This is a genomic window from Streptomyces sp. NPDC043738 (assembly GCF_056436545.1).
In genome coordinates, this window is the sequence record NZ_JBWKCJ010000041.1 from 25,702 (window position 1) to 50,117 (window position 24,416).

At 73.4% G+C, this 24,416-nt stretch carries 20 protein-coding genes; 13 read left to right on the top strand and 7 right to left on the bottom strand.

Annotated elements, in window-relative coordinates:
• The first annotated feature begins 68 nt into the window (after window positions 1–68).
• The 4 genes from AC0680_RS34685 to AC0680_RS34700 all read left to right on the top strand — a co-directional run bounded on the left by AC0680_RS34685 (window position 69) and on the right by AC0680_RS34700 (window position 4,010).
• The gene (locus AC0680_RS34685) at window positions 69–539 is read left to right on the top strand and encodes a hypothetical protein (protein ID WP_478636880.1); all 471 of its coding nucleotides are present in this window, start codon (window positions 69–71) and stop codon (window positions 537–539) included.
• A 130-nt stretch (window positions 540–669) separates the two neighbouring features.
• On the top strand, window positions 670–1,695 hold the full coding sequence (locus tag AC0680_RS34690) for a hypothetical protein (RefSeq protein ID WP_478636881.1): 1,026 nt from the start codon (window positions 670–672) through the stop codon (window positions 1,693–1,695).
• 390 nt (window positions 1,696–2,085) lie between these two features.
• The gene (locus tag AC0680_RS34695) at window positions 2,086–2,748 is read left to right on the top strand and encodes a response regulator (protein WP_478636883.1); all 663 of its coding nucleotides are present in this window, start codon (window positions 2,086–2,088) and stop codon (window positions 2,746–2,748) included.
• Entirely contained in the window at window positions 2,745–4,010 is a 1,266-nt protein-coding gene (locus AC0680_RS34700; RefSeq protein ID WP_478636934.1) for a sensor histidine kinase, read from the top strand. The genes AC0680_RS34695 and AC0680_RS34700 overlap by 4 nt, the downstream gene beginning before the upstream one ends.
• Before the next feature lie 66 nt (window positions 4,011–4,076).
• Here AC0680_RS34700 and AC0680_RS34705 read toward each other — a convergent pair whose 3' ends face one another.
• Complete coding sequence (locus tag AC0680_RS34705) at window positions 4,077–4,451, bottom strand: STAS domain-containing protein (protein ID WP_384425161.1); 375 nt, start codon at window positions 4,449–4,451, stop codon at window positions 4,077–4,079.
• A 521-nt stretch (window positions 4,452–4,972) separates the two neighbouring features.
• Here AC0680_RS34705 and AC0680_RS34710 point away from each other — a divergent pair.
• Window positions 4,973–5,668, top strand: coding sequence for an RNA polymerase sigma factor (locus AC0680_RS34710; protein ID WP_478636885.1), 696 nt, complete (start codon window positions 4,973–4,975; stop codon window positions 5,666–5,668).
• Window positions 5,665–7,041 (top strand): zf-HC2 domain-containing protein, encoded by a 1,377-nt coding sequence (locus tag AC0680_RS34715; RefSeq protein WP_478636887.1) that lies wholly within the window; start codon window positions 5,665–5,667, stop codon window positions 7,039–7,041. The genes AC0680_RS34710 and AC0680_RS34715 overlap by 4 nt, the downstream gene beginning before the upstream one ends.
• Before the next feature lie 188 nt (window positions 7,042–7,229).
• On the opposite strand, the gene purU is transcribed toward AC0680_RS34715, so the two are convergent.
• Complete coding sequence (gene purU / locus AC0680_RS34720; protein WP_478636889.1) at window positions 7,230–8,120, bottom strand: formyltetrahydrofolate deformylase; 891 nt, start codon at window positions 8,118–8,120, stop codon at window positions 7,230–7,232.
• Window positions 8,121–8,229: 109 nt separating this feature from the next.
• Window positions 8,230–8,688 (bottom strand): SCO4402 family protein, encoded by a 459-nt coding sequence (locus tag AC0680_RS34725; protein ID WP_384425153.1) that lies wholly within the window; start codon window positions 8,686–8,688, stop codon window positions 8,230–8,232.
• A gap of 171 nt (window positions 8,689–8,859) precedes the next feature.
• Between AC0680_RS34725 and AC0680_RS34730 the strand changes: the two genes are divergently transcribed.
• Window positions 8,860–10,209 carry an ABC transporter substrate-binding protein gene (locus AC0680_RS34730; protein ID WP_478636891.1) on the top strand — a complete coding sequence of 450 codons (1,350 nt, stop codon included), beginning with the start codon at window positions 8,860–8,862 and terminating at the stop codon, window positions 10,207–10,209.
• Window positions 10,210–10,278: 69 nt separating this feature from the next.
• Here the strand turns inward: AC0680_RS34730 and AC0680_RS34735 are convergent, their stop codons facing one another.
• Both AC0680_RS34735 and AC0680_RS34740 read right to left on the bottom strand, forming a co-directional pair.
• On the bottom strand, window positions 10,279–11,994 hold the full coding sequence (locus tag AC0680_RS34735; RefSeq protein WP_478636893.1) for a hypothetical protein: 1,716 nt from the start codon (window positions 11,992–11,994) through the stop codon (window positions 10,279–10,281).
• A 139-nt stretch (window positions 11,995–12,133) separates the two neighbouring features.
• Window positions 12,134–13,528: a transcriptional regulator gene (locus AC0680_RS34740; protein ID WP_478636895.1), complete on the bottom strand. Its 1,395-nt coding sequence runs from the start codon at window positions 13,526–13,528 to the stop codon at window positions 12,134–12,136.
• 492 nt (window positions 13,529–14,020) lie between these two features.
• On the opposite strand from AC0680_RS34740, the gene AC0680_RS34745 reads away from it, so the two are divergent.
• The 5 genes from AC0680_RS34745 (at window position 14,021) to AC0680_RS34765 (ending at window position 20,914) form a co-directional block, all read left to right on the top strand.
• A complete protein-coding gene (locus AC0680_RS34745; RefSeq protein WP_384425146.1) occupies window positions 14,021–14,692 on the top strand; it encodes a bifunctional DNA primase/polymerase in 672 nt (223 codons plus the stop codon).
• Between the two features lie 127 nt (window positions 14,693–14,819).
• Window positions 14,820–15,698 carry an ABC transporter ATP-binding protein gene (locus tag AC0680_RS34750; RefSeq protein WP_478636898.1) on the top strand — a complete coding sequence of 293 codons (879 nt, stop codon included), beginning with the start codon at window positions 14,820–14,822 and terminating at the stop codon, window positions 15,696–15,698.
• Window positions 15,695–17,332 carry a transporter gene (locus AC0680_RS34755; RefSeq protein ID WP_478636900.1) on the top strand — a complete coding sequence of 546 codons (1,638 nt, stop codon included), beginning with the start codon at window positions 15,695–15,697 and terminating at the stop codon, window positions 17,330–17,332. The genes AC0680_RS34750 and AC0680_RS34755 overlap by 4 nt, the downstream gene beginning before the upstream one ends.
• A gap of 167 nt (window positions 17,333–17,499) precedes the next feature.
• Entirely contained in the window at window positions 17,500–19,590 is a 2,091-nt protein-coding gene (locus AC0680_RS34760) for a hypothetical protein (RefSeq protein ID WP_478636902.1), read from the top strand.
• Window positions 19,562–20,914 (top strand): hypothetical protein, encoded by a 1,353-nt coding sequence (locus AC0680_RS34765; RefSeq protein ID WP_478636903.1) that lies wholly within the window; start codon window positions 19,562–19,564, stop codon window positions 20,912–20,914. Before AC0680_RS34760 ends, AC0680_RS34765 begins: the two co-directional genes overlap by 29 nt.
• Before the next feature lie 431 nt (window positions 20,915–21,345).
• On the opposite strand, the gene AC0680_RS34770 is transcribed toward AC0680_RS34765, so the two are convergent.
• Complete coding sequence (locus tag AC0680_RS34770) at window positions 21,346–22,221, bottom strand: alpha/beta fold hydrolase (RefSeq protein ID WP_478636904.1); 876 nt, start codon at window positions 22,219–22,221, stop codon at window positions 21,346–21,348.
• 515 nt (window positions 22,222–22,736) lie between these two features.
• Window positions 22,737–23,429: an iron-dependent transcriptional repressor DtxR gene (locus AC0680_RS34775; RefSeq protein ID WP_238574840.1), complete on the bottom strand. Its 693-nt coding sequence runs from the start codon at window positions 23,427–23,429 to the stop codon at window positions 22,737–22,739.
• Window positions 23,430–23,626: 197 nt separating this feature from the next.
• On the opposite strand from AC0680_RS34775, the gene AC0680_RS34780 reads away from it, so the two are divergent.
• The gene (locus AC0680_RS34780; RefSeq protein WP_478636907.1) at window positions 23,627–24,394 is read left to right on the top strand and encodes an SIS domain-containing protein; all 768 of its coding nucleotides are present in this window, start codon (window positions 23,627–23,629) and stop codon (window positions 24,392–24,394) included.
• The last annotated feature ends 22 nt before the right edge of the window (window positions 24,395–24,416 follow it).

Below are 24,416 nucleotides of genomic sequence, written 5' to 3' on the forward strand. Positions count from 1 at the left end.
CACCCACGCAGTCGGCCTCACGGACCGCACCCTGCCGCTGACCTGGACCGCTGTGGTCCACTGCTCGCATGGAGGCAGTCGTCGCAAGCGTCGTGGCCGTCGTCGGCACCCTGCTGGGTTCCGGCATCACCCACCTCTTCCAGGGCCGGGCGGCCGACCGCAGCGAGCGGTTCGCCCGCGCGGAGCGACTGCGCCAGGAGCGCATCGACGCGTACTGCGCCTACGCGGGGGCGTTGCTGGACTACCGCCGGGTCCTGGTCCACCGCTGGTTCGTGCTCCACGAGGACGACCCCTGCGACGAGGACTCCCCGCAGCTGCGCGAGGAGGTGTACAAGTCCCGCTCCACGGCCCAAGAAGCCATGTTCCGGGCGCAGATGGTGACCGACGACCCGCGGATACTCGACCGCGCCGAGCGGGTGATGGCGGCGGTGACCGAACTGCACCGGGTCGGCGACCGGGAGGCCCTCACGGACCTGCGGGCCACCACCCGCCAGGGCATACGGGACTTCATCGCGGCAACGACGCACCAGGTGCGCTGAAGGCACGAATCACCCCCTCCGACACACGGGGTGGAACCTCCACCGGCTCCGTCACCGTCCTTGACACAGTGAGGCATCCGTACGGGACGGGCCGGTGCGGCGGCTGCGAGAGGCGGAGCGGGGGTCGGCCATGGTGATGCAGGACGGCGGAACGGTGGACGTCCGACCGGGCACCGACCCCGGACGGGCCGCCCCCGAGCACCGCGGCGCCTACCTCGCGACCGGACTGTGCCTGGCGCTCTACGCCGGCACGCTGCTCGCCTGGATCGTCTACGGCATCGCCCAGGGCGACGGCACCGTCTTCGACTTCCTGGAGGGGCTGTTCAACCCGGGCGCCTCGCCCATGTCCCAGGTGCTCGGCCCCTACGAGTGGTCCTTCACGGTCGTGTTCGCGGTGACCGCGGGGCTGGCGCTGGCGCGGCGGCGGGTGGCGCGCTCCGCCGCGCTGCTGTCCGCCGCGCTGCTGCTCGCCGTCTCCCTGCGGGAGGCCGTGGGCCTGTTCGACGCCGGCTACCGCACCCAGTACGCCCACGACGAGCTGGGCGGCTGGGCGCTGGCCACCCGCGGGCTGGGGCTGGTGGTGGCGCTGGTCGTGCTGGCGGTACTGCTCCCGGCCGCGGAGGGACGGACCGGCGAGCGCCGGCGCACCGGCCTCGGGGCGTCCTGGCGCCGCTCCTCGCGCATCTGCGGCGTCCTGCTGCTGTTCATGGGCCTGGCCCGGCTCGGCTGGACCGTGCGGGCCCTGACGAGCAGTGGAACGGACGTGGCGCACTATCTGCGCGGCGCGGTCGACGGCTCCGTCCTGGGCACGCTGGATCTGGCGGCGTCCACCGAGTTCACCACCATCGCCTCGGTGATCACGCTGCTGGTCCTCGGGGCACTGGCCCTGCGCGGGCGGCGCGACGTGCGCGGGGCACTGCTGCTGTTCGCGGCGGTCGAGCTGTATCTGACCGTGCGGACGGTGGTCTGGCTGACCGTGACCGACTTCTTCAACCGGTCCTTCGAGACGACCGAGGGGGCGCTGTCCATGGCGACCACGGCCTACGGACTGGCGGCCATGACGTCGGTGGTGGTGCTGGCGACCGGCCGCGGCTTCGGTCCGTACGGCGGGGTGCTCGCGGAGGGCTTACGCACGGCGCGGACGGGGCGCTTCTAAGGCCCGTGGGGGAAGAGGGGCCGGCGGGGCCCGGGGGCCGTACGCCGGCCTTGGGCGGGCATTTGGGCGGTGCGGGGGAGATCCCCCTCCGAACCGCCCCCGCACGCCAAAGACGGCCGCCGCGTGTGGGGGTCGCGGCGGCCGCCGATGTGAACTGCAACGCGTCCTGGGCTTGTGGCCTCTTCAGTGGTGCAGCATGTGGACCACTCTGCCTGTGGGGGGCTCCTCATGGCATCCTCCCGAGGTCGCGGGCTCACCCCCGCCGCTCGGCGGGGGTGAGGGTCCGTCGAAGGGCGGGCCCGCGCGGGTGGGGTACGGAGTCGCGCAGCGCCGGGCGGTTCCGCGGACTCGGATGGGTGTGGAGCAGCAGGAATCAGAAAGGGGCGGCCGGTGATCCGTGTCGCTGTGGTGGACGACGAGCGGCTGGTCAGATCCGGACTGCGGATGATCCTGGGCACCGCCCCGGACATCGAGATGGTCGCGGACTGCGGAGGAGCGGAGGCCGTGGAGACCGTGCTGCGCTGCGCGGCCGAGGTCGTACTGCTCGACATCCGGATGCCGGACGTCGACGGGCTGACCGTACTGCGCCGGCTGCGCGCCGCCCCGAACCCGCCGGCCGTGGCGATGCTGACCACCTTCGACGCCCAGGAGTACCTGACCGCGGCGCTGCGCGAGGGCGCGGCCGGCTTCCTGCTCAAGGACTCCGACCCGGAACAACTGGTGCGGGCCGTACACACCCTGGCGGCGGGTGGGAGCGTGCTGGATCCGGGGGTGACGCGGGCGGTGATCGGCGGCTATCTGACCGCCGAGGACCAGGCCGCCGCGGCACGGGCGGTCAGCGGACTGACGCCGCGGGAGTCGCAGGTGCTCGCCCTGCTCGGCGAGGGGCTGGGCAACGCCCAGATAGCCGACCGGATGGGGCTGGCCCCCAGTACGGTCAAGGACCATGTACGGGCCCTGCTGGGCAAATTGGGCGGGATCAACCGCATCCAGGCGGCGATCGTCGCCGACCGCGCGGGCCTGGTCAGCGGCGCACCCCGGGGGGCGTGGTGAGCGCGGCGGGCGGCGGGCGGCTGCTCGCCCGGGGGACGGCGGCCTGGCGGGCGCTGTCGCGGGGGACGTGGGGGCGGCGGGCGCGCCCGATCGCTCTGGTGGTGGTGCCGGTCCTGCTGGCGATCGCCGACGCGGTGCTGGTCAACGGCCTGGAACTGGCCCTGGAGCTGGGCGTGTCGGTGGTGGCCGCGGCGGCCCTGCTGCTGCGCCACCGCTTCCCGCTGCCGGTCTTCCTGGTCACCCTTCCCGGCCTGTACATCGGCTACATCTGGTTCGCGCCGATGATCGCGCTCTACACGCTGTCCGCCCGGCGGCCCGGCCGGGCGCGGCTCGGGATCTGCGCGGTGCTGCTGATCGCCGCGCACTTCTTCCCGTATCCGATCTCCGACTTCGAGCTCACCGCGTACCGCGAGAACACCCTGGTGCTGATCGACGCCTGCGTCACCTCGGCCACGCCGATCGTCCTGGGCCTGCTGGTGCGCACCCGCCGGGAACTCGCCTCCCGCGTCGAGGACCTGACCCGCAGCCTGCGCCGCGAGGACCGGCTGCTGGCGGACCGGGTCAAGACCACCGAACGGGCCCGGCTCGCCCGGGAGATGCACGACGTGGTGGCCCACCAGGTCAGCCTGATCAGCCTGCAGGCGGGGGCGGTGCAGGTCAGTACGGAGGACGAGGCGGCGCGCGCGGGGGCCCGGACGATCCGGGAGCTGTCCGTGCGGACGCTGGAGGAGCTGCGGCACATGGTCGGCGTGCTGCGCGCGGACGGCGGTGTGGCGGCCGAGGCGCACGGTCTGGCGCCGCAGCCCGACCTGGAGGAGCTGCCGCGGCTGATCGAGATGAGCGCGCTGGACGTGACGTACGAGGGCGGTGTGGTGGCCGGGGCGAGCGGCGCGAAGACCGTGGAGCGGGCCGCCTTCCGTACGGTTCAGGAGGCGCTGACCAACGTGCGCAAGCATGCGCCGGGGGCGCGGGTGCGGGTGCGGGTCGATCCCGTGGAGGCCGTCGGCGGGGGGCGCGGCGCCTCGGGCGAGGCGGACGGGGAGGCCGGGGCGGACGCGGCCCGTACGGCGCCGGGGCTGCGGGTGGAGATCCGCAACGGGCCGCCGGACGCGACGGCGACGGTCCCCGCGCTTCCGGGGGGCGGCCACGGCCTGGTGGGGCTGCGCGAGCGGGCGCAGAGTCTGGGCGGGACGCTGGAGGCGCGCCACACCTCCGACGGCGGCTTCGTCGTACGGGCGGAGTTCCCCTTCGCGGCGGGGTGAGCCGGGCGGGGAGTGGCGTGGTGCACGGGCGCTGCGGGACCGGGTGGAGCGGGCGGCCCGGTCGCGTCAGGCGGAGAGCGGTGCGGCGGCCTCGTCGACGGCCGTGTGCAGGTCCGGGTAGACCTCGAAGAGCCGGCGGACGCCGAGCGCGGCGAGCACCCGGTTGACGTGCGAGCCGTCGACGGCGCCCTGCGCGGGCAGGATCAGCCGCAGCCGCCCCTGGCAGGAGCGCATCAGCCGGCGGGCGGCGATCAGCACGCCGACGCCGCTGGAATCGCAGAACCGGACCTCGGAGAGATCGAGTACGAGCGATCTCCGGCCCTCCGCCACCGCATCGTGCACATGCTGGCGCACCGCAGGCGACGTGACCAGGTCCATCTCACCGGAGACCTGGAGTACGGCCCAGGGGCCCTGTGCGTCCTCTGCCACCTTCAACGACACGCGCTCGAAGCCTTTCGCTCGCTTTCGGACTGGATGTGTCCGGTTGCGTCCGAAACTCATCCTTCCCCGGCTCGACTGCCCGGCCTCGATGCCCTGAAACACTGACGAATCCTTGGCGCGTCCGCGGCGCAACAAGCCGTTGCCACCCAAGGCTATGCCCAGGAGACGGGGGCGATTCGCCGCCACCTGATCACACCCGGATAACAGATCACCTCATACGAGCGTGAACGCTCCCCGATCGAGCGGATTCCCGCACCGGCACCAGCGTCGCGCCACGCCGGGCGGCGGCCGCCGCCGGACGCATCGGCCCCCGCCCGGCAAGGGCTCCGGCCGTCAGCTTTTACCACCCGCGTCCCCTTCAGGGTTCGGTTTGCCGCAAAGGAGCGTGCATTGTCGGACCCGCGCATTACATTCGATGACACGGCGAAATCTGTGACCGTGCACACAGATCTGGGCAAGAGGTGTGCAGGAGTGACGACTGAGGTGTGAGCCTGCAGGCGACGGGCAGGGATGGGGGTCCGATGGGACACGACGCGCCACCGCGGTGGGACAGGCGGATGCAGCAGCGGCTCGCCCGCGGCGAGGCGGCCGCGCTCGGTGAGCTCTACGACCGCTTCGCCTCGCTCGTGCACAGCCTCGCCTACCGCGTCCTGGACGACGAGGACGCGGCCGACCGCATCACCCGCGAAGTCTTCGGCTACATCTGGGAACACCCGGACACCTACGACCCCAAGCAGGGCCCGCTGCGCTCCTGGGTCGCCGGCATCACCCGCCATCAGGCCGTGGCACGGCTGCGCCAGACCGAGGCCGCCTCGGCGCGCGACGGCGGCGAGGACGCCCCCGCGCCCGCCGAGATAGAGCAGAAGATCCGCGAGGCCTCCACGGCGGCCCGCGCCGACTACATCGTCACGTCCATGCCCGCGCCGCTGCGCGCGGCGCTGGAGCTGGCGTACTTCCAGCGCCGCGACTACCGCCAGACCGCAGCCGACCTCGGAGTCACCGAGGACGAGGCGCGCCGCCGGCTGCGCCTGGGCCTGCAGTTGCTGTCCACCGCCCACAACCACCAGGTCCTGCCGCCCGCCCACCGCACCACCTACGCGTCGAGCGCGGTACGCGCCACGTCCGCCGCACCCCGCCTGCCGCAGTCGCCGCACGCCCGGCACAGCGGCCCCGGCTCCACTTCACCGCCCGGCCCGGGCCGCGGACGGGCACTGTGAACGGCCCCGGCGAGTGGGACGGCCGCGAACTGCCCGGCGGCCCCGGTGAACGGCCGCGGATACCAGGACCGCGCGCCGCCGCCGAGGACCGCGGCCCACTCCCGGACCCGCCCGCCGCACCCGCCGGCGATCCGGCAGGCGATCCCGGCGCGGGCGCCGTCCCCCGCCAAGACTCCCCGCGCGCGAACGCCCCGCGCGAACCGGAAGCCGAGCCCGTGACCGACCCCGCCCTCGCACCCGCCCCGCTCCCCACACCGGCGCCCGCCCCGCCGCACCGCGTACTGAAGTCCCTGCTCGGCGCCTGGGCACTGGCGGCCTGCTCCCCCGAGGAGACCGCCGCCGTGGAGGCGCATCTGACCGACTGCGCCTCCTGCGCGGACGAGGCGCTGCGGCTGCGTGACGCCGTCGGACTGCTGCATCCGGCCGACAGCCTCGACCTGGATCCGCTGCTGCGCTCCCGGGTTCTGGAGGGCTGCCTGGGCCGCCGGCCGGCCCGTATCCCGGTGCCCGAGTGGGCGGTGCCGTATGACGCGGAGACCGCCAAACTGGACGCGCTGCTGCGCGACATGGGCGAGGCGGAGTGGCGCGCCCCGGTGCGGCTGCGCTGGTTCGAGGGCGAGCGGCCCGTGGAGCGGCAGACCACCGTGGCCGGTGTCATGGGGCATCTGATGGCGGTGGACGGCCTGGTCGCGACGGCGCTCGGCCTGCCCGACCCGCTCGGCACCGCCGCCCCGCCGGGCGCCCCGAACCCCCTCATCCGCACGGAGACGTTCTGGCGGGCCGCCGACACGGCCCAGAGCCCGCTGGCCACCCACGGACCGTGGCGCGACCAGAGCTACTCGCTGATGAGGCAGGTGTCGTTCGCCGGCGGCAAGGTCGCCGAACTCGCCGTGCCCTACGGCGACTTCCAGCTCGCGCTGCGCGACGCGTTCCTGGACCGCGCCTTCGAGTGCTGGGTGCACGCCGGCGACATCGCCGAGGCGGTGGACTATCCGTACGAGCCCCCGGCCGCCGGGCATCTGCACCGCATGGTCGACCTCGCCGCCCGGCTGCTGCCCAGCGCACTGGCCGACCGCCGCCGGGCCGGGCTCGCATCGCCGCCGCAGCGGCTGGTCGAGGCGGGCGCCCCGGGCCGGACGCTCCATCTGGAGGTCGAGGGCAACGGCGGCGGGCACTGGTACATAGCGCTGGACTCGCCGGCCGCCCTCGGCACACCGGACCACACCGTCGCGCACATCGCCCTGGACAGCGACGAGTTCTGCCAGCTGGCCGCCGGTCACATCTCCCCCGAGGAGGCCGCCGCGGGCCAGTACGGCGAACGCGACGCGATCCGCGACGTCCTGTTCGCCACCGCGTCGCTGTCCCGCCTCTAGGGCCTGCCCCATCGGACAGGCCCTGGGGCTCGCCGGTAGGGGCGGGTTGCCCGTAAGGGGCGGTGCCCGTAAGGGGCGGTCGAACGTGTCCCGTAGGGGGTCCGAGCGCCCCCTCGGGGCCACAACGTGAGCGGTGCGGAGGGTATTCCGGCGCGCAGGGTATTCCGGCGCGGAGGGTATTCCGGCTGTTACGCGAAGACGACCGTGCGGCTGCCGTTCAGCAGCACCCGGCGCTCGCTGTGCCACTTCACGGCCCGCGCCAGCGCCTGGCACTCCACGTCCCGGCCGATCGCCACGAGCTGGTCCGGCGTGACCTCGTGGCCGACGCGCTCGACCTCCTGCTCGATGATCGGGCCCTCGTCGAGGTCCGCGGTGACGTAGTGCGCGGTGGCACCGATGAGCTTCACGCCGCGGGCGTGGGCCTGGTGGTACGGCTTGGCGCCCTTGAAGCTCGGCAGGAAGGAGTGGTGGATGTTGATGATCCGGCCGGACAGCGCCTTGCACAGATCGTCGGAGAGCACCTGCATGTAGCGGGCGAGGACCACCAGCTCGACGTTCTCCGCCTGCACCAGCTCCAGCAGCTGCGCCTCGGCCTGCGCCTTGGTGTCCCGGGTGACCGGAATGTGGTGGAAGGGGATGTCGTACGAGCCGACCAGTTCGGCGAAGTCCGTGTGGTTGGAGACCACGGCCGCGATCTCGATCGGCAGCGCGCCGATCCGGGAGCGGAAGAGCAGGTCGTTGAGGCAGTGCCCGAACTTGGACACCATCAGCACGACCCGCATCTTCTCGTCGGCCCGGTGGATCTGCCAGTCCATGCCGAAGGAGTCGCCCACCGCCGCGAAGCTGGCCCGCAGCTTCTCCACGCTCACCGACGTGTCCGCGCTGAAGTGCACGCGCATGAAGAACAGTCCGGTGTCGTGGTCACCGAACTGCTGGCTGTCCTCGATGTTGCAGCCGGTGATGAAGAGATAGCTGGACACGGCGTGCACGATCCCCTGCTTGTCCGGGCAGGACAGCGTGAGGACGTACTGATCGTTCCGGCCGTGCTGACCGGACTGGGTGGGCTGCGACTCGCTCATGCCGAAACCTCGCTGCACTCGGTCTCGCATTCGCTCGACGCGCACCCTTCAATGACTCGCTCGCTTCGCTCTCTCATGACCTCATAGGGTCGCACACCCGCGGAGCAGGTCAGGCCGGGGCGTCCGCCTGACCGGTCATGATGGCCAGCACCTCCAGCGAGCGGGGCGCGGCGTCGGGGTCCTCGCCGTCCGCCGCCGCCAGCCGCACATGGGCCTCACGGGCCGCCCGCACGGCCTCCGGCCAGCCCTGGTGCGCCATGTACGCGGTCACCGGGGCGTCCGCGCCGACCTGGTGCATGATCCGCAGCACCCGGAGAACGGCGACGTCGACCAGCTGGGCCTCCTGGGCGTCGCGGAAGATCGTGCCGATGTACTTGTCGGCGGACCAGTTGTCCAGCCAGGTGTCCTCGACGAGCCGGTAGACGGCGTCGGTGACATCCCCGTATCCGGGCCGGCCGGCCAGCCAGGTCTCCTGATGGAACACGGGGTCGGAGAGCATGTGCAGCGCGGAGCGCACATTGCTGCGCCAGCGCCACCACGGCATGTCGTTGAGTGGCATGCCGCCCATGGTGGTCGAGCGGCGGCCGCGACGGGAAGACTTCTCCGAACCTTGCACAGTATTCGATCGTACGTTCTTCGCTGTTGATCTCCCGCGGCCCCCCGGAGTTCACCTCCACGTCACCGGCCGTTGCTCTTTCGTCACTCGGACGTTCCTGCCGGGACGGAAGGCTGCGGTGCCATGACCGGACGGCGACGCTCCTCCTCCCGCCCCCTGCGCCACGCTCCCGCGGTCGCGATCGCTTCGGTGGTGGCAAGTACGGCGGCCATCGCGTCGTTACTCTCCGGTTGCGGCTCCCTCCCCGGATCGGGGGGTTCCGGGGAGAAGGAGCCGATCACGGTGATGACCTGGGCGCCCCAGGACACCAAGGCGACCAATATGCCCGGGATGCCGGCCATGGCGCAGGCATACGCCCGCTGGGTCAACTCCCGCGGCGGCATCAGGGGACACCGTCTGCGGGTGCTGACCTGCAACGAGCGCAACGACTCGGTGGCCGCCGCGCAGTGCGCCCAACGGGCGGTGAGCCAGGGCGCGATCGCCGTCGTCGGTTCCTACAGCCAGTTCGGCCGCCAGATCATGTCGCCGCTGGAGGTCAAGGGGATCCCGTTCATCGGCGGCTACGGCGCCTCCGACGAGGAGTTCGAGAGCCCGCTGTCCTACCCCGTCAACGGCGGCCAGGCCTCCCTGCTCGCCGGCAACGGCCGCCAGCTGGCGGGCGACTGCCGGCACGTGGCCCTGGTCCGCCCCGACACCATCCAGGGCGACCAGATGCCCTCACTGCTCAACTCCGGTCTGCAGAGCGGCAGCCGGAAGCCGGCCAAGGACATCAAGGCCCCCGAGGACGGCACCGACTACTCGGCGGAGGTCACCCGGGCCCTTGAGCAGGTGGGCGCGGACCCGGCCGTCTACGGCAAGGCGGAGGCGGGCGGCGAGGCGCCGGGCGCCTGTGTGGCGGCCGCGCTCGGCGACCACACGGACGCGTTCTTCGACTCGTTCCGCCGGCTCCAGGAGGACAGCCCCAAGGTCCGGGTCGCCTCCGTGCTCGGCAGTGTCGGCCAGTCCCTGCTGAACCGCACGGGCGGTATGTCCGGGCCGCTGGAGGGCGCCGACATCACCGGCTGGTACCCGGTCGCCGACGACCCCCGCTGGAATCCGATGCGCAAGGTGATCAACGACTTCGCCTTCGAGGACAACCGCGTCGACCCCGCCGACCAGGGCGTCCAGACGACCTGGATCGCCTACACCGTCCTGCGCGCCCTGATCGAGGAGCTCGACGACCAGGGCGTCGAGGACATCACCTCGCGCGGACTGCAGACGACGCTGGACCGCGGCGACCGCGCCGTCGACACCGGCGGCCTGACCCCCAAGCTGCGCTGGCGCGAGGACGACATGCTCGCCGTCCAGGACTTCCCGCGCATCGTGAACGCCATGGTGACCTACCAGGTCGTCCGCAACGGCGAACTGATCGCCCAGCGGAGCGGCTTCGTGAACGTCACCAAGACGCTGGAGCGGCGGCAGACGGACGACTGACCGGCCGCCCGGGGAGCAAGGACGCCCCGGGCCCGGCCCATCGGAACAGGCCCTCGCCCCGGCAGCCGCTCAGAGCTGCTCGGGGCGGCGCTCCGTCAGGCCGTACTTCTGGGCGAGCGGGTTCCAGATCTGCGCGGCCTGCTTCTTGGCCGCGGTCGCCTGGCCGCTGGCGGCGTTGCCCTGTGCGGTCTGCCTGGTGACCCGGGCCTTGCCCTTGTGGCAGCCCTTCTTCCCGGCGACCTGGCCCGCCCAGGCCGCGTAGTGGTTGTCCGCGGAGGCCGAGGACTGCCAGGCCTTGGTGAGCGCCGCGGTCAGCTGCGCATGGTTGGGGATCTTGTCGACGGGCAGCTGCTGCAGCCGTTTGACCAGGTCGTTTCGCTGTCCGGCCGCGGCCCGCAGATCCTTCGCCGCGCCGGCGAGGTTGTCGCAGGACTTGATGCTGTTGACGGCGCCGATCACCGACGCGCGGCTGTTGTTGCTGTCGCCCAGCAACGCGTCCAGACCCTTGGCCTGGGCCTCGGCCGGGTCGGTGGTCGGCTTCGGCTGCTCGTCCTTGGCGCCGGCGTCCTTGGCCGCGCTGCTCCCGGGGCCGGGCTTCTTCGCGGTGTCGTCGTCACCGCCGCCGCTCAGCGCCCAGCCGACGCCGAGGCCGGCGCCGGCGAGCGCCACCACGACGAGGCCGATGATCACGGCCGGGGCGAGGCGCCGCCGCCCGCCGTCGGCGTCGTCGTCATACGGGGCGGCCTGCTGGTCATAGCCGCCACCGGGCGGGAACTGCTGGCCGTAGCCCTGGCCCGGCCCGCCGTACGGCGGCCGGCCCGGGTCCTCGAAGCGGGGCAGCTGTGCGGTGGAGTCCGGCGCGCCCGTCTGCTGGGCGCCCGGCCCGTCGCGGAACAGGCCGTCGAACTCGGCGGGCGTGGCACGGTCGCCGGGTGCGCCCGGGCGGACGCCGTACGGCGCGCCCGGAGGCGGGGCCGGCGTGCCGGCGCCCACCGGGGCGATCAGCTGAGTGGCCTCGGAGTCGCCCGCGGCGCCGGGCATCGGCTGGGGCTGCGGCATCGGCCGGCCCTGGGGGCCGCCCTGCGGCGGCTTGATGGCGCGCAGCATCGTGGTGGACTCGTCGGGCGTCTCGGGGCGCGCGGTCGCCTCGGGCGGCAGCGGCGCGGCACCCGGTCCGCCGGACCGTGCGTCGAAGGGGGGTATCAGCGTGGTCGCCTCCGCGTCGCCCGCGGCGGGCGGCAGCGGCGCGGCCTGCTGCGGGGTCGCCCGCACCAGCTCCCCCGTGGGGCCCGGCTGGGGCTGGGACGGGGCCTGGGGCTGCGACGGAGCCTGGGGCTGGGACGGGACCTGAGGCGCCTGGCCGCCCGGCTGGCCGTACGGCAGCGGCGGGGCCTGCTGCCCGGGCGCCTGCTGGGCCGGCGGCAGGGGCGGCATCGACGGCTGGCCCTGAGGCGGCGCCGGGAAGCCCTGGCCCCCCTGGGGCTGAGCCTGCTGCGGCATGGGGGCCTGGGGGGCCTGCGCCGGAGGCTGGGCGTAGCCCTGTTGCTGGCCGTACCCCTGTTGCTGGCCGTACCCCTGCCCCTGGGCGGGCTGCTGCCCGTACGGCTCGGGGGCGGGGGCGGCCTGCTGACCGGGGCCCCAGGGCTGGCCCCAGGGCTGGCCGGCCGGCGGCGCGGCCTGCTGGTCGGGCACCCACGGCTCACCGTTGGCGGGCAGCACAATGCCCTCTCGCGCGGGACCGGCCGCAGAATTCTGCGGGTCGTGGCCCTGTCCGCTCTGCGTCACCGTGACTCCTACCAACGTGCAGACCTACGGAATCGTCGGCTGCACGCTACCGGTTCGCAGCGACGTTCGACCACGCCCCCTGGTCACCGTGCGGATCCACCCCCTCTCCCGAGATCGTCCGCCCGCCGCCGCGGGCCCGTCACGCCGCGGCGGCCCGCAGCTCCAGTCGCGCGCTGAACTCCCTGACGACCGGTTCGTCCCGATAAGGCTCCAAACGCAGCTGAAAGTCCTCCAGATACTCCGAGCCGCGGTCCGAGCGCAGCCCGCTCAGCAGCTCCACCGCCTGGGTACCCGTATGACAGGCCTGCTCGACCTCGCGCTGCTGCACCTGGGCGCCGGCCAGCAGCAGCATGCCGATGGCGCGGCGCCGCGCCCGGCCCTCCGGATGCCCGTTCAGCGCCTCCTGGGCACGCTGGCCGGCGGGCCCGGGCTGCCCCAGGTCCCGGTGGCAGTGGGCGAGTTCATCGGCCAGATACGCCTGGTCGAAGTGCGCGATCCACACCGGGTCGTCGCCCGCGTCGGTGGCCTGCTGGGCGCGCTCCATCGCGGCGACCGCCCGGCCCGCCACCACCTGGAAGGCCCTGCCGTCGCCCATCAGGGCGTGCCCGCGCGCCTCCGCCGCGCAGAACATCGCCTCGGTGCGCGGTGTGACGTGCCCGCGTGCGCCTTCCTGCGCGGCGCGCGCCAGTTGGGCGATCTCCCGGGGGTTGCCGAGCGAGGCGGCGAGATGGCTCATGCTCGCGGCGAGCACATAGCCGCCGTAGCCGCGGTCGCCGGCCGCCTGGGCCAGCCGCAGCGCCTGGATGTAGTAGCGCTGCGCGAGCCCGGGCTGGCCGGTGTCGACGGCCATGTAGCCGCCCAGCTCCGTCAGCCGGGCCACCGCGGCGAACAGGTCCCGCCCGACGGACTCCCGGTAGGAACCGGCCAGCAGCCCGGAGACGACACTGTTGAGGTAGTGCACGACGACCGGACGGACGTGCCCGGCGCCGAAGCGGTGGTCGAGTTCGCTGAGCGCCGTGGTCATGGCGCGCACCGCCTCGACGTCCGAAACCCCGACCCGGGCCCCGGCGTTCCGGGCGACCTGGGTGTCCGCACCGGTGATCAGCCAGTCGCGGCTGGGCTCGACCAGCGCCGAGGCCGCGACCGTGGAGCCGCTGAGGAAGTCCCGTCGGCCGACATCGCTGCGCCACAGCTCGCAGACCTGCTCGATCGCCCCGAGGACGGTCGGCGAGAACTGCAGCCCCACCCCTGACGCGAGGTTCTTGCCGTCGGCCATCCCGATCTCGTCGATGGTGACCGTGCGGCCCAGCTTGCGGCCCAGTGCCTCCGCGATGACGGCCGGGGCGCGGCCGCGCGGCTGCTGCCCGCGCAGCCAACGTGCCACGGAGGTCTTGTCGTAGCGCAGGTCGAGACCGTGTTCCGCGCCGCACATGTTGACGCGGCGGGCGAGCCCCGCGTTGGAGCAGGCGGCTTCCTGAATGAGCGCCTGCAGCCGCTCATTGGGCTGCCGCGCGACGAGTGGCCTGGCGGCCATGCTTGTACCCCCTGGTTACTGCTGCGCGTTCGCCGTCGAACGCCGTTCCCCGTGATCGATGCCCCGCGAATATCCCGGATATCCGAGAGTTCCCGGATACGCGTGATGGGCGGGATCTGATGGATACACGCTTTGCAGCGGATGCCGGTTCATGAGCGGTTTGTGCAAGGTTCCGGGCATCCCGTGCGAAGCGCTGTTCACCGAAGCCGGTCACACGCGTGGGTCACGCGACTGCTCTTGACGATCGAGGAATGGCGCGGCGGCGCTCGTGCGCAAAGAGCGGCACCGCCGTGCAGGGCCTCCCCCTCATGCACCGCGGCCTGCCGCCGGGCGGCCTCTCCGCCCGTCACGCAGGTGGCTACCCGCTCACCGGCCCCCACCCGCACACGCGCCCCCACCGGTGCATCCATGCGCCCCACGTGCGAGAACGATGCGCCGGGCAGCTCATCCATTCAGCCGTAACCCTTGGTGACACGGAGAGTTGTCATATGCGTGGAAGAGACCATCGGAGTCACAGGAGCCTCGCAGATCCCCAAGCAGCGCGGCGAGCAGCTGCTCGAAACTGCGGTGCGTTACGCGGAAGAGCGGCATTGGGACGTGTTCCCCGGCGCATGGCTGGAGCACGACGGCGAGCGGCTGCGCTGCTCGTGCGAGGCCGGCGACTGCGCCGCGCCCGGCGCGCACCCCACCGCGCCCGGCTGGGCCGGGCTGGCCAGCGGCAGCGCGACGGCGGTCCGCCGCATGTGGAGCAAGCAGCCGCGGGCGTCGATCCTGCTGCCGACGGGCCGGGCGTTCGAGGCGCTCGACGTGCCCGAGACGGCCGGCTGCCTGGCGCTGGCCCGTATGGAGCGGATGGGACTGACCCTCGGCCCGGTCACCCGCACCCCGGACCGCCGGATGCTCTTCCTCGTCCTGCCCGGCGCCGCGGTCAAGGTCCCCGCCCGGGTACGGGAGATCGGCTGGGCACCGGCCGGCCTCGACCTGATCTGCCGCGGCGAGGGCGAGTACATCGCCGCCCCGCCGACCCGGGTGGGCGCGCACGGCTCGGTGCAGTGGGCGCGCCGCCCCACCGCCACCAACCGCTGGCTGCCGGACGCGGACGAGCTGATCAGCCCGCTCGCGTACGCCTGCGCCCAGGACGCGGCGGCGGTCCGGGCGCGCTGACCCGCGCCCCGGCGGCTCCGCCGCCGCCCACGGCCCCACGGCGCCCGCCTGTCGGTACCTGCTCGTATCGTGGGATGTCGGACGGGGGTCAGGACGGCCCCTGCGGGGACGTCGAAGGGCAGGACCGGTGGCCAACGAGCCGGAACACCACGAGGGGCGGGCCACGACGGCACCGCCGCAGCACACATCGGCCGCCGCTGCGGGCGGGCCGGACGCGGCGGGGGCCGCGGGCGGCCCGCCCGCAGTGCGTATCCAGGGGCTGTGGAAGAGGTTCGGCGAGCAGATCGCCGTCAACGGCATCGATCTGACGCTGCCCGCCGGCCGCTTCATCGGACTGGTCGGCCCCAACGGCGCGGGCAAGACCACCACCCTGTCCATGGTGACGGGCCTGCTGCGGCCGGACTCCGGCCAGGTCGAGATCGGCGGGCACGACGTCTGGCAGGACCCGGTCGCCGTCAAGTCCCGGATCGGTGTGCTGCCGGAGGGCCTGCGGCTCTTCGAGCGCCTCTCGGGCCGCGAACTGCTCGGCTACACAGGGCGGTTGCGCGGCCTGCCGGGCGACGAGGTCGACAAGCGGGCCGACCAGCTGCTGGACGTCCTGGACCTGTCCGGCTCCCAGCACAAGCTGGTGGTGGACTACTCCACCGGTATGCGCAAGAAGATCGGGCTGGCCGCGGCGCTGCTGCACAACCCCGAGATCCTCTTCCTCGACGAGCCCTTCGAGGGCGTCGACCCGGTGTCGGCGCAGACCATCCGCGGCGTACTGGAGCGCTACACCGCCTCCGGGGCGACGGTGATCTTCTCCAGCCATGTGATGGAGCTGGTCGAGTCGCTGTGCGACTGGGTCGCGGTGATGGCCGCCGGGCGGATCCGCGCGGACGGGCCGCTCGACGAGGTGCGCGGCGCGGCCCCCTCTCTTCAGGACGCCTTCCTCGAACTGGTCGGCGCGAACGACCGCGCCGCCGGGCAGAGCCTGGACTGGCTGGGCGGTGGCCGCGCCCGATGAGCACCGAATCCACCGCGGTGGCCGCGCGGCCGGCCGCCGCGCCGTCCCCGACCGCCGTCTTCGTACGGCTGAAGCTGTCGCTGCTGCGCAACGGGCTGCGCCAGTCGACCGGGCGCACGCTGGCGTACGTCGGGTCCGTCCTCGTCGGCCTGCTGTTCGCCGCCGGCGTCGTGCTGGGGCTGACCGCGCTGCGCGGCAACGCCCACGTCGGAGCGCTGGTCGTGCTGCTGACCGGCCTGCTCACGCTGGGCTGGGCGGTGATGCCGCTGTTCTTCCCCGCCTCCGACGAGACCCTGGACCCGACCCGGCTGGTCATGCTGCCGCTGCGGCCGCGCCCGCTGATCGTCTCGCTGCTGGTGGCCTCGCTCGTCGGGATCGGCCCGGTCGTCACCCTCGCGCTGGTGACCGGCGCGGTGATCGCGGTGGCCAAGGGAACGGTCGGCGCGGTCGTCGGTGTCGTGGCGGTCGCCCTGGTGGTGCTGGTGTGCGTCTCGCTGGCGCGCGCGGTCGCCACGGCGTCGGTGCGGCTGCTGACCAGCCGCCGCGGCCGCGATCTCGCCGTCCTGAGCGGTCTGTTCATCGCGATCGGCGCGCAGGGCGTCAACATCGCCGCCCAGAGGCTGGGCCGGCCCGACGGCCTGTCCGTACTCGAGCCGCTGGGGGATGTGCTGCGCTGGGTGCCGCCGGCCTCGGCCGTCAGCGCCGTCGAGGACGCCGGAAACGGCGCGTACGGGCGGGCGCTGGCCGGGCTGGCGCTGGCGGCGCTGGCGCTGGTGCTGCTGCTGTGGTGGTGGCAGCGCACCCTGACCGCCCTGATGACGTCGCCGGACTCCTCCACCCTCCAGGCGGTCGAGAAGGACAGCGCGCGCCGTTCCGGCACGGGCGAGCGGGGGCTCGCGCGGCTGCTGCCGGAGGGCCGTACGGGCACGGTCATGCTCCGCACGCTGCGCTACGCCTGGCGCGACCCCAAGTCGAAGATGTCCTGGGCGACGTCGATCGGCGTCGGCCTGCTGGTGCCGATCGTCTCGTCCGTACAGGGCAACGGCAGCATCTACACCGCGTTCTCGGCGTCCGCGCTGCTCGGGATGCAGATGTACAACCAGTTCGGGCAGGACACCTCGGCGTTCTGGATGGTCGCCTCGACGATCGCCACGCCGCGGGACGCCTATCAGGAGCTGCGGGCCCGTGCGCTGGCGCTGGCACTGGTGGCCGTCCCGTACGTCACGCTGGTCGTCGTCGGCTCCGCCGCGCTCATCGGGCCGTGGTCGGACTTCTTGGAGGTCTACGGGCTCTCGCTGGCCGTGCTGGGCGCCCTGATGGCCACCGGCGCGCTGTCGTCGGCGCTCTTCCCGTACTCGATCCCCTCGGAGGGCAACAAGAACGTCGCTCCCGGGCAGGGCGCCATCGCGTGGTTCAGCCTCTTCGGCGGCGTACTGGTGGGCGCGGTGCTGTGCTCGCCGCTGCTGGCGCTGACGATCTGGCTGCACGTCGCGGACCTGCACGCGCTGCTGTGGGTCCTGCTGCCGGTCGGTGCGGTCTACGGCGCGGTGATCGCCGAGCTGGGCCTGCGGGTGGCGGCGCCCCGCGTGGCCCGTCGGCTGCCGGAGATCCTGGGGGCGGTCAGCAAGGGGTGAGCCGGTGAGCTCCTCGGACCCGCCCTGGGCCCAACGGGCCGGTGCGGCCGCGCCGTGAGGTTGTCCACAGGCCGCGCCGGCCGGTGCGCGCGGGGGGGTAGCGTCGTGGCGACGACAGCGGCGAGGGTCGTGGCGACGACGGGGGACAGACGGGGGTGGGGGCGGTGATGCGCGCCGGAATCGTGCTGGTGACGGGCTGGCTGGCGGTGCTGCTGTGCGCCGGCGCCGTACAGGCGGCGCCGGCCGGGCCCGACCAGCCCACGCAGACCGCGTACCTCGCCGAGCAGTTGCGGAAGAGCCCGGTCTACATCAGCGACCAGCTCCCGCTCGCCGTCCCCCGCTCGTCCGCGCCCGAGTTCGCCCGCGAGGCCCGGCGGCTCGGCGTGCCGACGTATGTGATCGTGCTGCCGAGCACCGCCTACGGATCGAAGGCCGACGCCCTGCTCGCCGGTGTCCATGACCGGCTGGGGCGCAAGGGCCTGTATGTCGCCCTGACCGACTCCGGTCTGGACGCGGTGCAGACCTACGGTGTGAGCCTGCCGGGTGTCCAGGACGCGGACACCGCGACGCTGTACGAGCTGCCGTACGACGCCACCCCCCGCGAGGTCTTCCGGCACTTCGTCGAGGTGGCCACCTCCGGGCAGGCGCATCAGCGCGCCGAGAAGGCACGCGCCAAGTACGGGGACGGGTCGGACGAACCACCCGCCCTGCACATCAGCCGCACCGACCGCGAGAACCAGAGCTTTGTGACCGGTGCCGCGGTCACCGGCATCCCGCTGACGGCGCTGCTGATCACGTTGTACGCGCTGCGCCGGCGGCGGGTGCGCCGTGCGGCGGCCGGGGGCGCACCGGCGCCGCGCGGCGGGACGAAGGCGGGCGCCGGCACGAAGGCGCGCCCGGGGAAGAAGGGCGGCGCCGGGAAGCAAGGGGGCGCCGGCCGGCGGTCGGCCGCCGGTCCCGGGCCGGTTCCGCGCGCGCGATCGCTGCCCCTGCTGGCGGGGGCCGTGGTGCTGGCCGGCCTGATCGCCTTCACCGCGTCGCAGGTCTTCGACGACACCACCAGCGGCGACGGCTCCCGCCCGACGGCCGCCGACCTGCGCGCGCGTCTCGACCGGGTCGCCGACGGGCTGCGCCGCGACCCGCTCTACCTCGACCCGGAGAGCACCCCCGCGCTGGACATCGCCGAACGCGACCGCCTCCGCGAGCGGCTGCGCGCGCTGGACCTTCCGGTGGTGATCGCCTCCGTGCCCAGCAGCAGCGACGACGAGTCCGGTGGCGACAAGGAACTGCTGGCCAAGTCGCTGCACGACCGGCTGCGCCGCGACCTGCTCATCGTGCTCGTCGAGCCGGTGTCCGGCGGCATCGAGGTCGTCAACTACGGCACCCGCGTGAACGACATGTACCTCATCGACCGCCCGCGCGACCTGTCGTACCCCGAATCCACCGCCCCCGAGCTCGGCCGCCGCCTGGACCGGCTGCTGACGTACCTCGCCAAGTCCCCCAAGGACAGCAAGGGCAACGCCCCCTATGTCCCGCCGTCGGCCGCCGACCCCGCCGAGGAGCAGGCGCTGCCCGGCCTGTTCGCCGGGGACTTCGCACCCGGTCTGCTCGTCGGCGCCTTCGCCGGCGGCCTGCTCTTCGGACTGGTGGCCGCGGGGTGCGGCACCGTCCGCGTGGCCGCCCGCCGGGTGCGGGCGGCGAACGGCGGCCAGGACCCGGCCCAGGCACCGCACCAGCCCTCGCTGTCGTGGCTGCGGCGCACCGCCCGGCAGGAACTCGACGCCCTCACCGCCGCCCTGGAGCCGGCCGCCGCCCTGCCCGAGGACGACCGGCGCCGGGCATGGGAGTGCCTGGACGCCGCCGCCCTGCTGATCGACGGCGACAGCGACAGCCGGATCGACGCCGACGCCACCCCCACCGCGCTCGCCTGCGCCGTCGTGCTGGCCCGCGCCGGCCGCACCGCCATCGAGGAACCGTCCGCCGCACAGCACGCCTGCCATCGCAACCCGCTGCACGGCGCGGCCCCCAAGCGCGCACAGATACGGTCGGACGGAGGCGGCCGGGCCCGGTCGCTGCCGGTGTGCGAGGCGTGCCGGGCGACGCCCGGCCCAGTGCTGCGGCTGCGCTCCTCGGGCGGTGCCGGACGCGGGTCGTCCGCCCCGTACGCCACTCTGCCCGGACCGCTGGCCGCGCTCGGCGACGGCGCCGGAATAGATCAACTCACCCGCGATGTACGGGAGTACTTCGGTGTGCACTGACCCCACCCACCGCCTCGGCCCCCGGCGCGCCGCGGCCCGCCGGCTGCGGACCGTACTCGGCCTCGGTGCCTCGTCCTTGGCGCTGCTGTTCGCCGCGGCGGCGCCCGGTGCGGCCGCCGACCAGGGTCCGGGCGGAAAGAGCCCGGGGCAGAAGATCGCCGATGCGCTGCGCCGCTCGCCGGTCCATGTCGATCCGTCCCTCTCCACGGCCGTCGACGCCGACCAGCAGCGCAAGCTGGTCGACCAGATCGAGCGGACCGGCCTGCCGATCCGGGTCGCGCTGGTGCCGCTGGTCGAGGGCGACAGCTGGGGCGGCAAGCCGGACCGGCTCGCCGAGGTAGTCCACGACCGGATGGGCGGCGGCCCGTCGATCCTGATCACGCTCGGGGACCTTCCCGGCGACATCTCCGCCCGCGAATGGCCCGAGGGCGCCCATCAGGCGTCGCACGCCGCCGCCGCGGTCTTCTTCCAGGACGACATGAAGGGCGCGGGGCCGGCCCGGCGCATCGCCCGCGCGATCAGCATCATCAAGGCCGGCAACGGCGACGCGGTGTATGAGAAGGCCACCGCCCAGAGCCTGGGCACCTCGGCGCCCACGCCGCACAAGACGGCCGGCGCGGACAAGGAGGCAGCCCCGTCGGGCGCGCACGGGTCCCCGCTCCTACGGATCCTGTCCCTCGTCGTCGGGCCGGTGCTGCTGCTGGCCGCGGCGGGGCTGCTGCTGCGGCGGCGGTCCCGGCTGCGTGACCTCTCGACGCCGTTCGCGCTGCCGCGTTCGGTCTTCGCCGCCGCGCGGAAGGCCGACGAGGCCGGGCTGCGCGACCGCGCGACGGAGGAAGTCGTCCGGCTGGGCGAGGAGGCGCGGGCCGCGCAGGGGGAACCGGCGGCCCTCGAACGGGCCCTGGACGCCTATGCCGCGGCCGGCACGGTCCTGGACCGGGCGCGCGGAACCGTCGATCTGGCGGGGGTATTCGCGCTGATCGCCGAGGGCCGCGCGGCGCTCTCCAAGGCCCCCGTCACGCTGCCGCTGTGCTTCTTCCACCCGCTGCACGGGCCCGCCGTCCGCCGCATACCCTGGCGGCCCCTGGGCCGCCGTGAGCAGCTGCGGGTGGCCGCCTGCGAGACCTGCCTGCGCGCCGTACGCGCCCGGCGCGCCCCGGAGGTGCTCACCGACCGGCGGGACGGCCGCCCCGTCCCGTACTTCGAGGTCCCCGCCGAGGACAGCCTCTGGGCCGCCACCGGCTACGGCTCCCTGCTCAGCGGCGCGGACGACTCGCTCGCCGGCCGCGTCCAGCGCGGCGACTTCACCCGCACGCTGGACTGAGGGCTTAACCCGAACGCAGGACCAAGGGCACTTCAGCCGCACGCGGCACTGACGGCCAAGGCTCCGGCCGCGACGGCCGAGGCGGCTCAGGCGCTCAGGCGCTCAGGCGCTCAGGCGCTCAGGCGCTCAGGCGCTCAGGCGAGCAAACCACCCGGGCGACCGAAGCGCTCAGGCGAGCAAACCACCCGGGCGACCGAAGCGCTCAGGCGAGCAAACCACCCGGGCGACCGAAGCGCTCAGGCGACCGAAGCGTTCAGGCGACCGAACCGCTCGGGCAGCCGAAGCGTTCAGGCGGGCGAAGCGCTCAGTCGGCTGAAACAACCTCAGCCGACTCGTCGTCATATCGCCGTGCCGCAGCCGTCGAAGGGCCCGGGGCGCGCCCGGCATCCGCCGTGCACCGCCCCCGCCCCGCGCCGCCCGCGCCGCACCCCTCAGCTCGGCATCGTCGCCGTATGGAGGAACGGTTCGATGGCGTCGCACCAGGCGTCGGGCTGTTCCCAGGGAAGCAGATGGCCCGCCTCGGGGATTTCGGCGTAGGCGCCCCTGGGGAGGACACGGACCATCTCCTGGGCTTCGGCGCGGCCCAGTTCGGCGTCGAGGCCGCGGATGACCAGGGCCGGGCACGGCACCTGGGCGAGCTCGTCCCAATGGGCGTCATGGACCCAGGTCTCACGAGCGGTGAGCATCTGCCGGCGGGAGAAGACCGGCCGCCACCCGTCGGCACGCTCGGCCATCACCTCGGCGAAGAACTCACCACGAGCCGGCCGCGGCCGCTCCAGGGTCGGGTCGTCCTCACCGAACCACTTGCGGACGTCCGCAAGCGTGGCGAACGGCACCGGCCAGGAACGGAACCACTCGGTCCACTCGCGCTGCGAGGCCGCCCCCAGCGCGGACGCCCGCATGTCGCAGATGACCAGTGCACTGACCAGATCCGGGCGCCGGGCCGCTAACTGCCACGCCGTCAGGGCCCCCATGGCATGCCCGATCAGGGCGACCGGGGCGAGCCCCAGCTGCTCGACGGCCGCGATGGCGTCCTCGACATACGCCTCACGGTCGTACGGCCCGTCGGCGGGCTTCTCGCTGCGGCCGTGGCCACGCTGGTCCAGGGCGACCGGGCGGTGACGGGCACTCAGCCGCCGGGCGGTGTCCGCCCAGTGCGCGGCGCGCCCCATCAGGCCGTGGAGCAGCAGCACGCCCGGACGGTGCTCGCCGCCTTCCAGCCCGCCACCGGTCTTGGGCGGGTCGGTGAATTCCCAGGCGGCGAGTCGTACGCCGCCGGTCCCCGTCACATCGATGCGCCGCACCATGTGCCCTGGCACCCCCAATCGTCCCTTGGCCAGCTCCACACTATCGAACCCCTATTCGAACGCACCGCTCCCGCGCAGAACACCCCTCGTTCGAGTGACCTCGCTCAAGGATTGGCCGCGCTCACCACGGGGAGACATCTGCCGGGAGGCGGGCCCTACCGGGAAGGGGGCCCGTGGGGGAAGACCCTGAGAGCTCGGGGCTCCGGGTCTTGGGTGGGGGACATGGGGAGGCAGGGCCCCGGCTGCTCGCAGCGCCGGGGCCCTGACCGTCTCCCGATTCAGTGGATGCATCCGAGCCCCCTCCCTGGCAAGGACAGGCCGACGCATGGCCATGCGTCAGCGTGACACGAGACCGGCCGTATCGCACGGATTCGCACAAGTCCGTTCAACGCGCAAGGACTTACCGAGCCCGCTCAGCGGCGCGTCGGCGCAGCTCAGCGGGCTCATGAGGGGCACTCGGAGAGAGTGCGAAAAGAAAGAAAACGCTCGCGGCAAGCCGCGGTCAGCACACGGCCTCAGCGCTTGGCGACGAACACGTGCGAGGCGATCTCGGAGTCCAGCTCGGCCGCCTCGCCGCTGCTGCCGACCAGCACACCGGCCGGCGACTCCGTCACGCTCACCACCGCGCCCGGCTGCACGCCGGCCCGCCGGAGGGTGTACATCAGCTGGGCGTCCGCCTGGATCGGCTCACCGATGCGGCGCACCACGGCCGTCTTGCCGTCGGCACCGGCGTCCAGATCCATCAGGCTCACCATGCCCGCGTCCAGGAACGGATCGGCCTCGGCCTTCTCGCCCAGCTCCTCAAGGCCCGGGATGGGGTTGCCGTAGGGCGACTCCGTCGGATGCCGAAGCAGCTCCACGACGCGGCGCTCGACCGCCTCGCTCATCACATGCTCCCAGCGGCACGCCTCGGCGTGGACCTGCTCCCATTCGAGCCCGATGACGTCGACGAGCAGGCACTCGGCGAGGCGGTGCTTGCGCATCACCCGGGTCGCCAGCCGCCGGCCCTCCTCCGTCAGCTCCAGATGCCGGTCGCCCGCGACCGTCAGCAGCCCGTCTCGCTCCATGCGCGCGACCGTCTGGCTCACCGTCGGGCCGCTCTGTTCGAGCCGCTCCGCGATGCGGGCGCGCATGGGGACCACACCTTCCTCTTCGAGCTCGAGGATGGTGCGGAGATACATCTCCGTGGTGTCGATCAGTCCGGACATGCGTGCCCCTTGATGTGTGGTGCGGTGGCCCTGGACTCAATTCTGACGCATCCCGCCGACAACGGTGCCTCGTCGTCCGCGGAGCGGACCCCCGTCGGGCCGTATTGACAGGGCACTGGTCCAGACCGCAACGTGATCCGCGCCACTGATCAGATACGACGAGATCCGACGTGATCCGACGAGAGGGGCCCGCGGCAATGGCTGACAGCGACCGGAGCGACCGGCTGGCCGGACAGTACTTCGACGCCGCGATCGACCTGCTGCAACGGGTCCGTGACGAGGAGGGCGGGCGGATCGCCGCCGCCGGGCGGCTGATCGCGGACACCGTCGCGGCGGGCGGCCGCGTCTTCTCCTTCGGTGCCGGCCACTCCTCGCTCCCCGCGCAGGACACGGTCTACCGCGCGGGCGGTCTGGCGGTCATGAACCTGTTGTCCGTGCCGGGCGTCGTCGGTGTCGACGTACGGCCCGCGACGCTCGGCAGCGCCCTGGAGCGGGTCGACGGGCTGGCCGCGGCCGTCCTGGACACCAGCCCGCTGCGGCCGGGCGACGTACTGGTGATCATCTCGCTGTCCGGGCGCAACGCGCTGCCCGTCGAGATGGCGATGAACGCGCGGGCCCTGGGCATCAAGGTCATCGGCGTGACGTCGGTGGCGTACGCGGAGGCGACCAAGTCGCGGCACACCTCCGGCAGCTTCCTCAAGGACCACTGCGACCTCGTCCTAGACAGCCGGATCCCGGTCGGCGACGCGGAGCTGACGCTGCCCGGCATCGACGCGCCGTTCGCCCCCGCCTCCACGGTGGTCACCAGCGCGATGATGCAGGCCGTGGTGGCGACGGCCGCCGGCACCCTCGCCGAGCGGGGCATCGACCCGCCACTGCTGCGCTCCGGCAACGTCGACGGCGGGCACGACTGGAACGCCCGGGTGATGAGCGAGTACGCGGACCGGATCTTCTACCGGGAGTGAGGGTCGGGATGCGGGGGTGCGG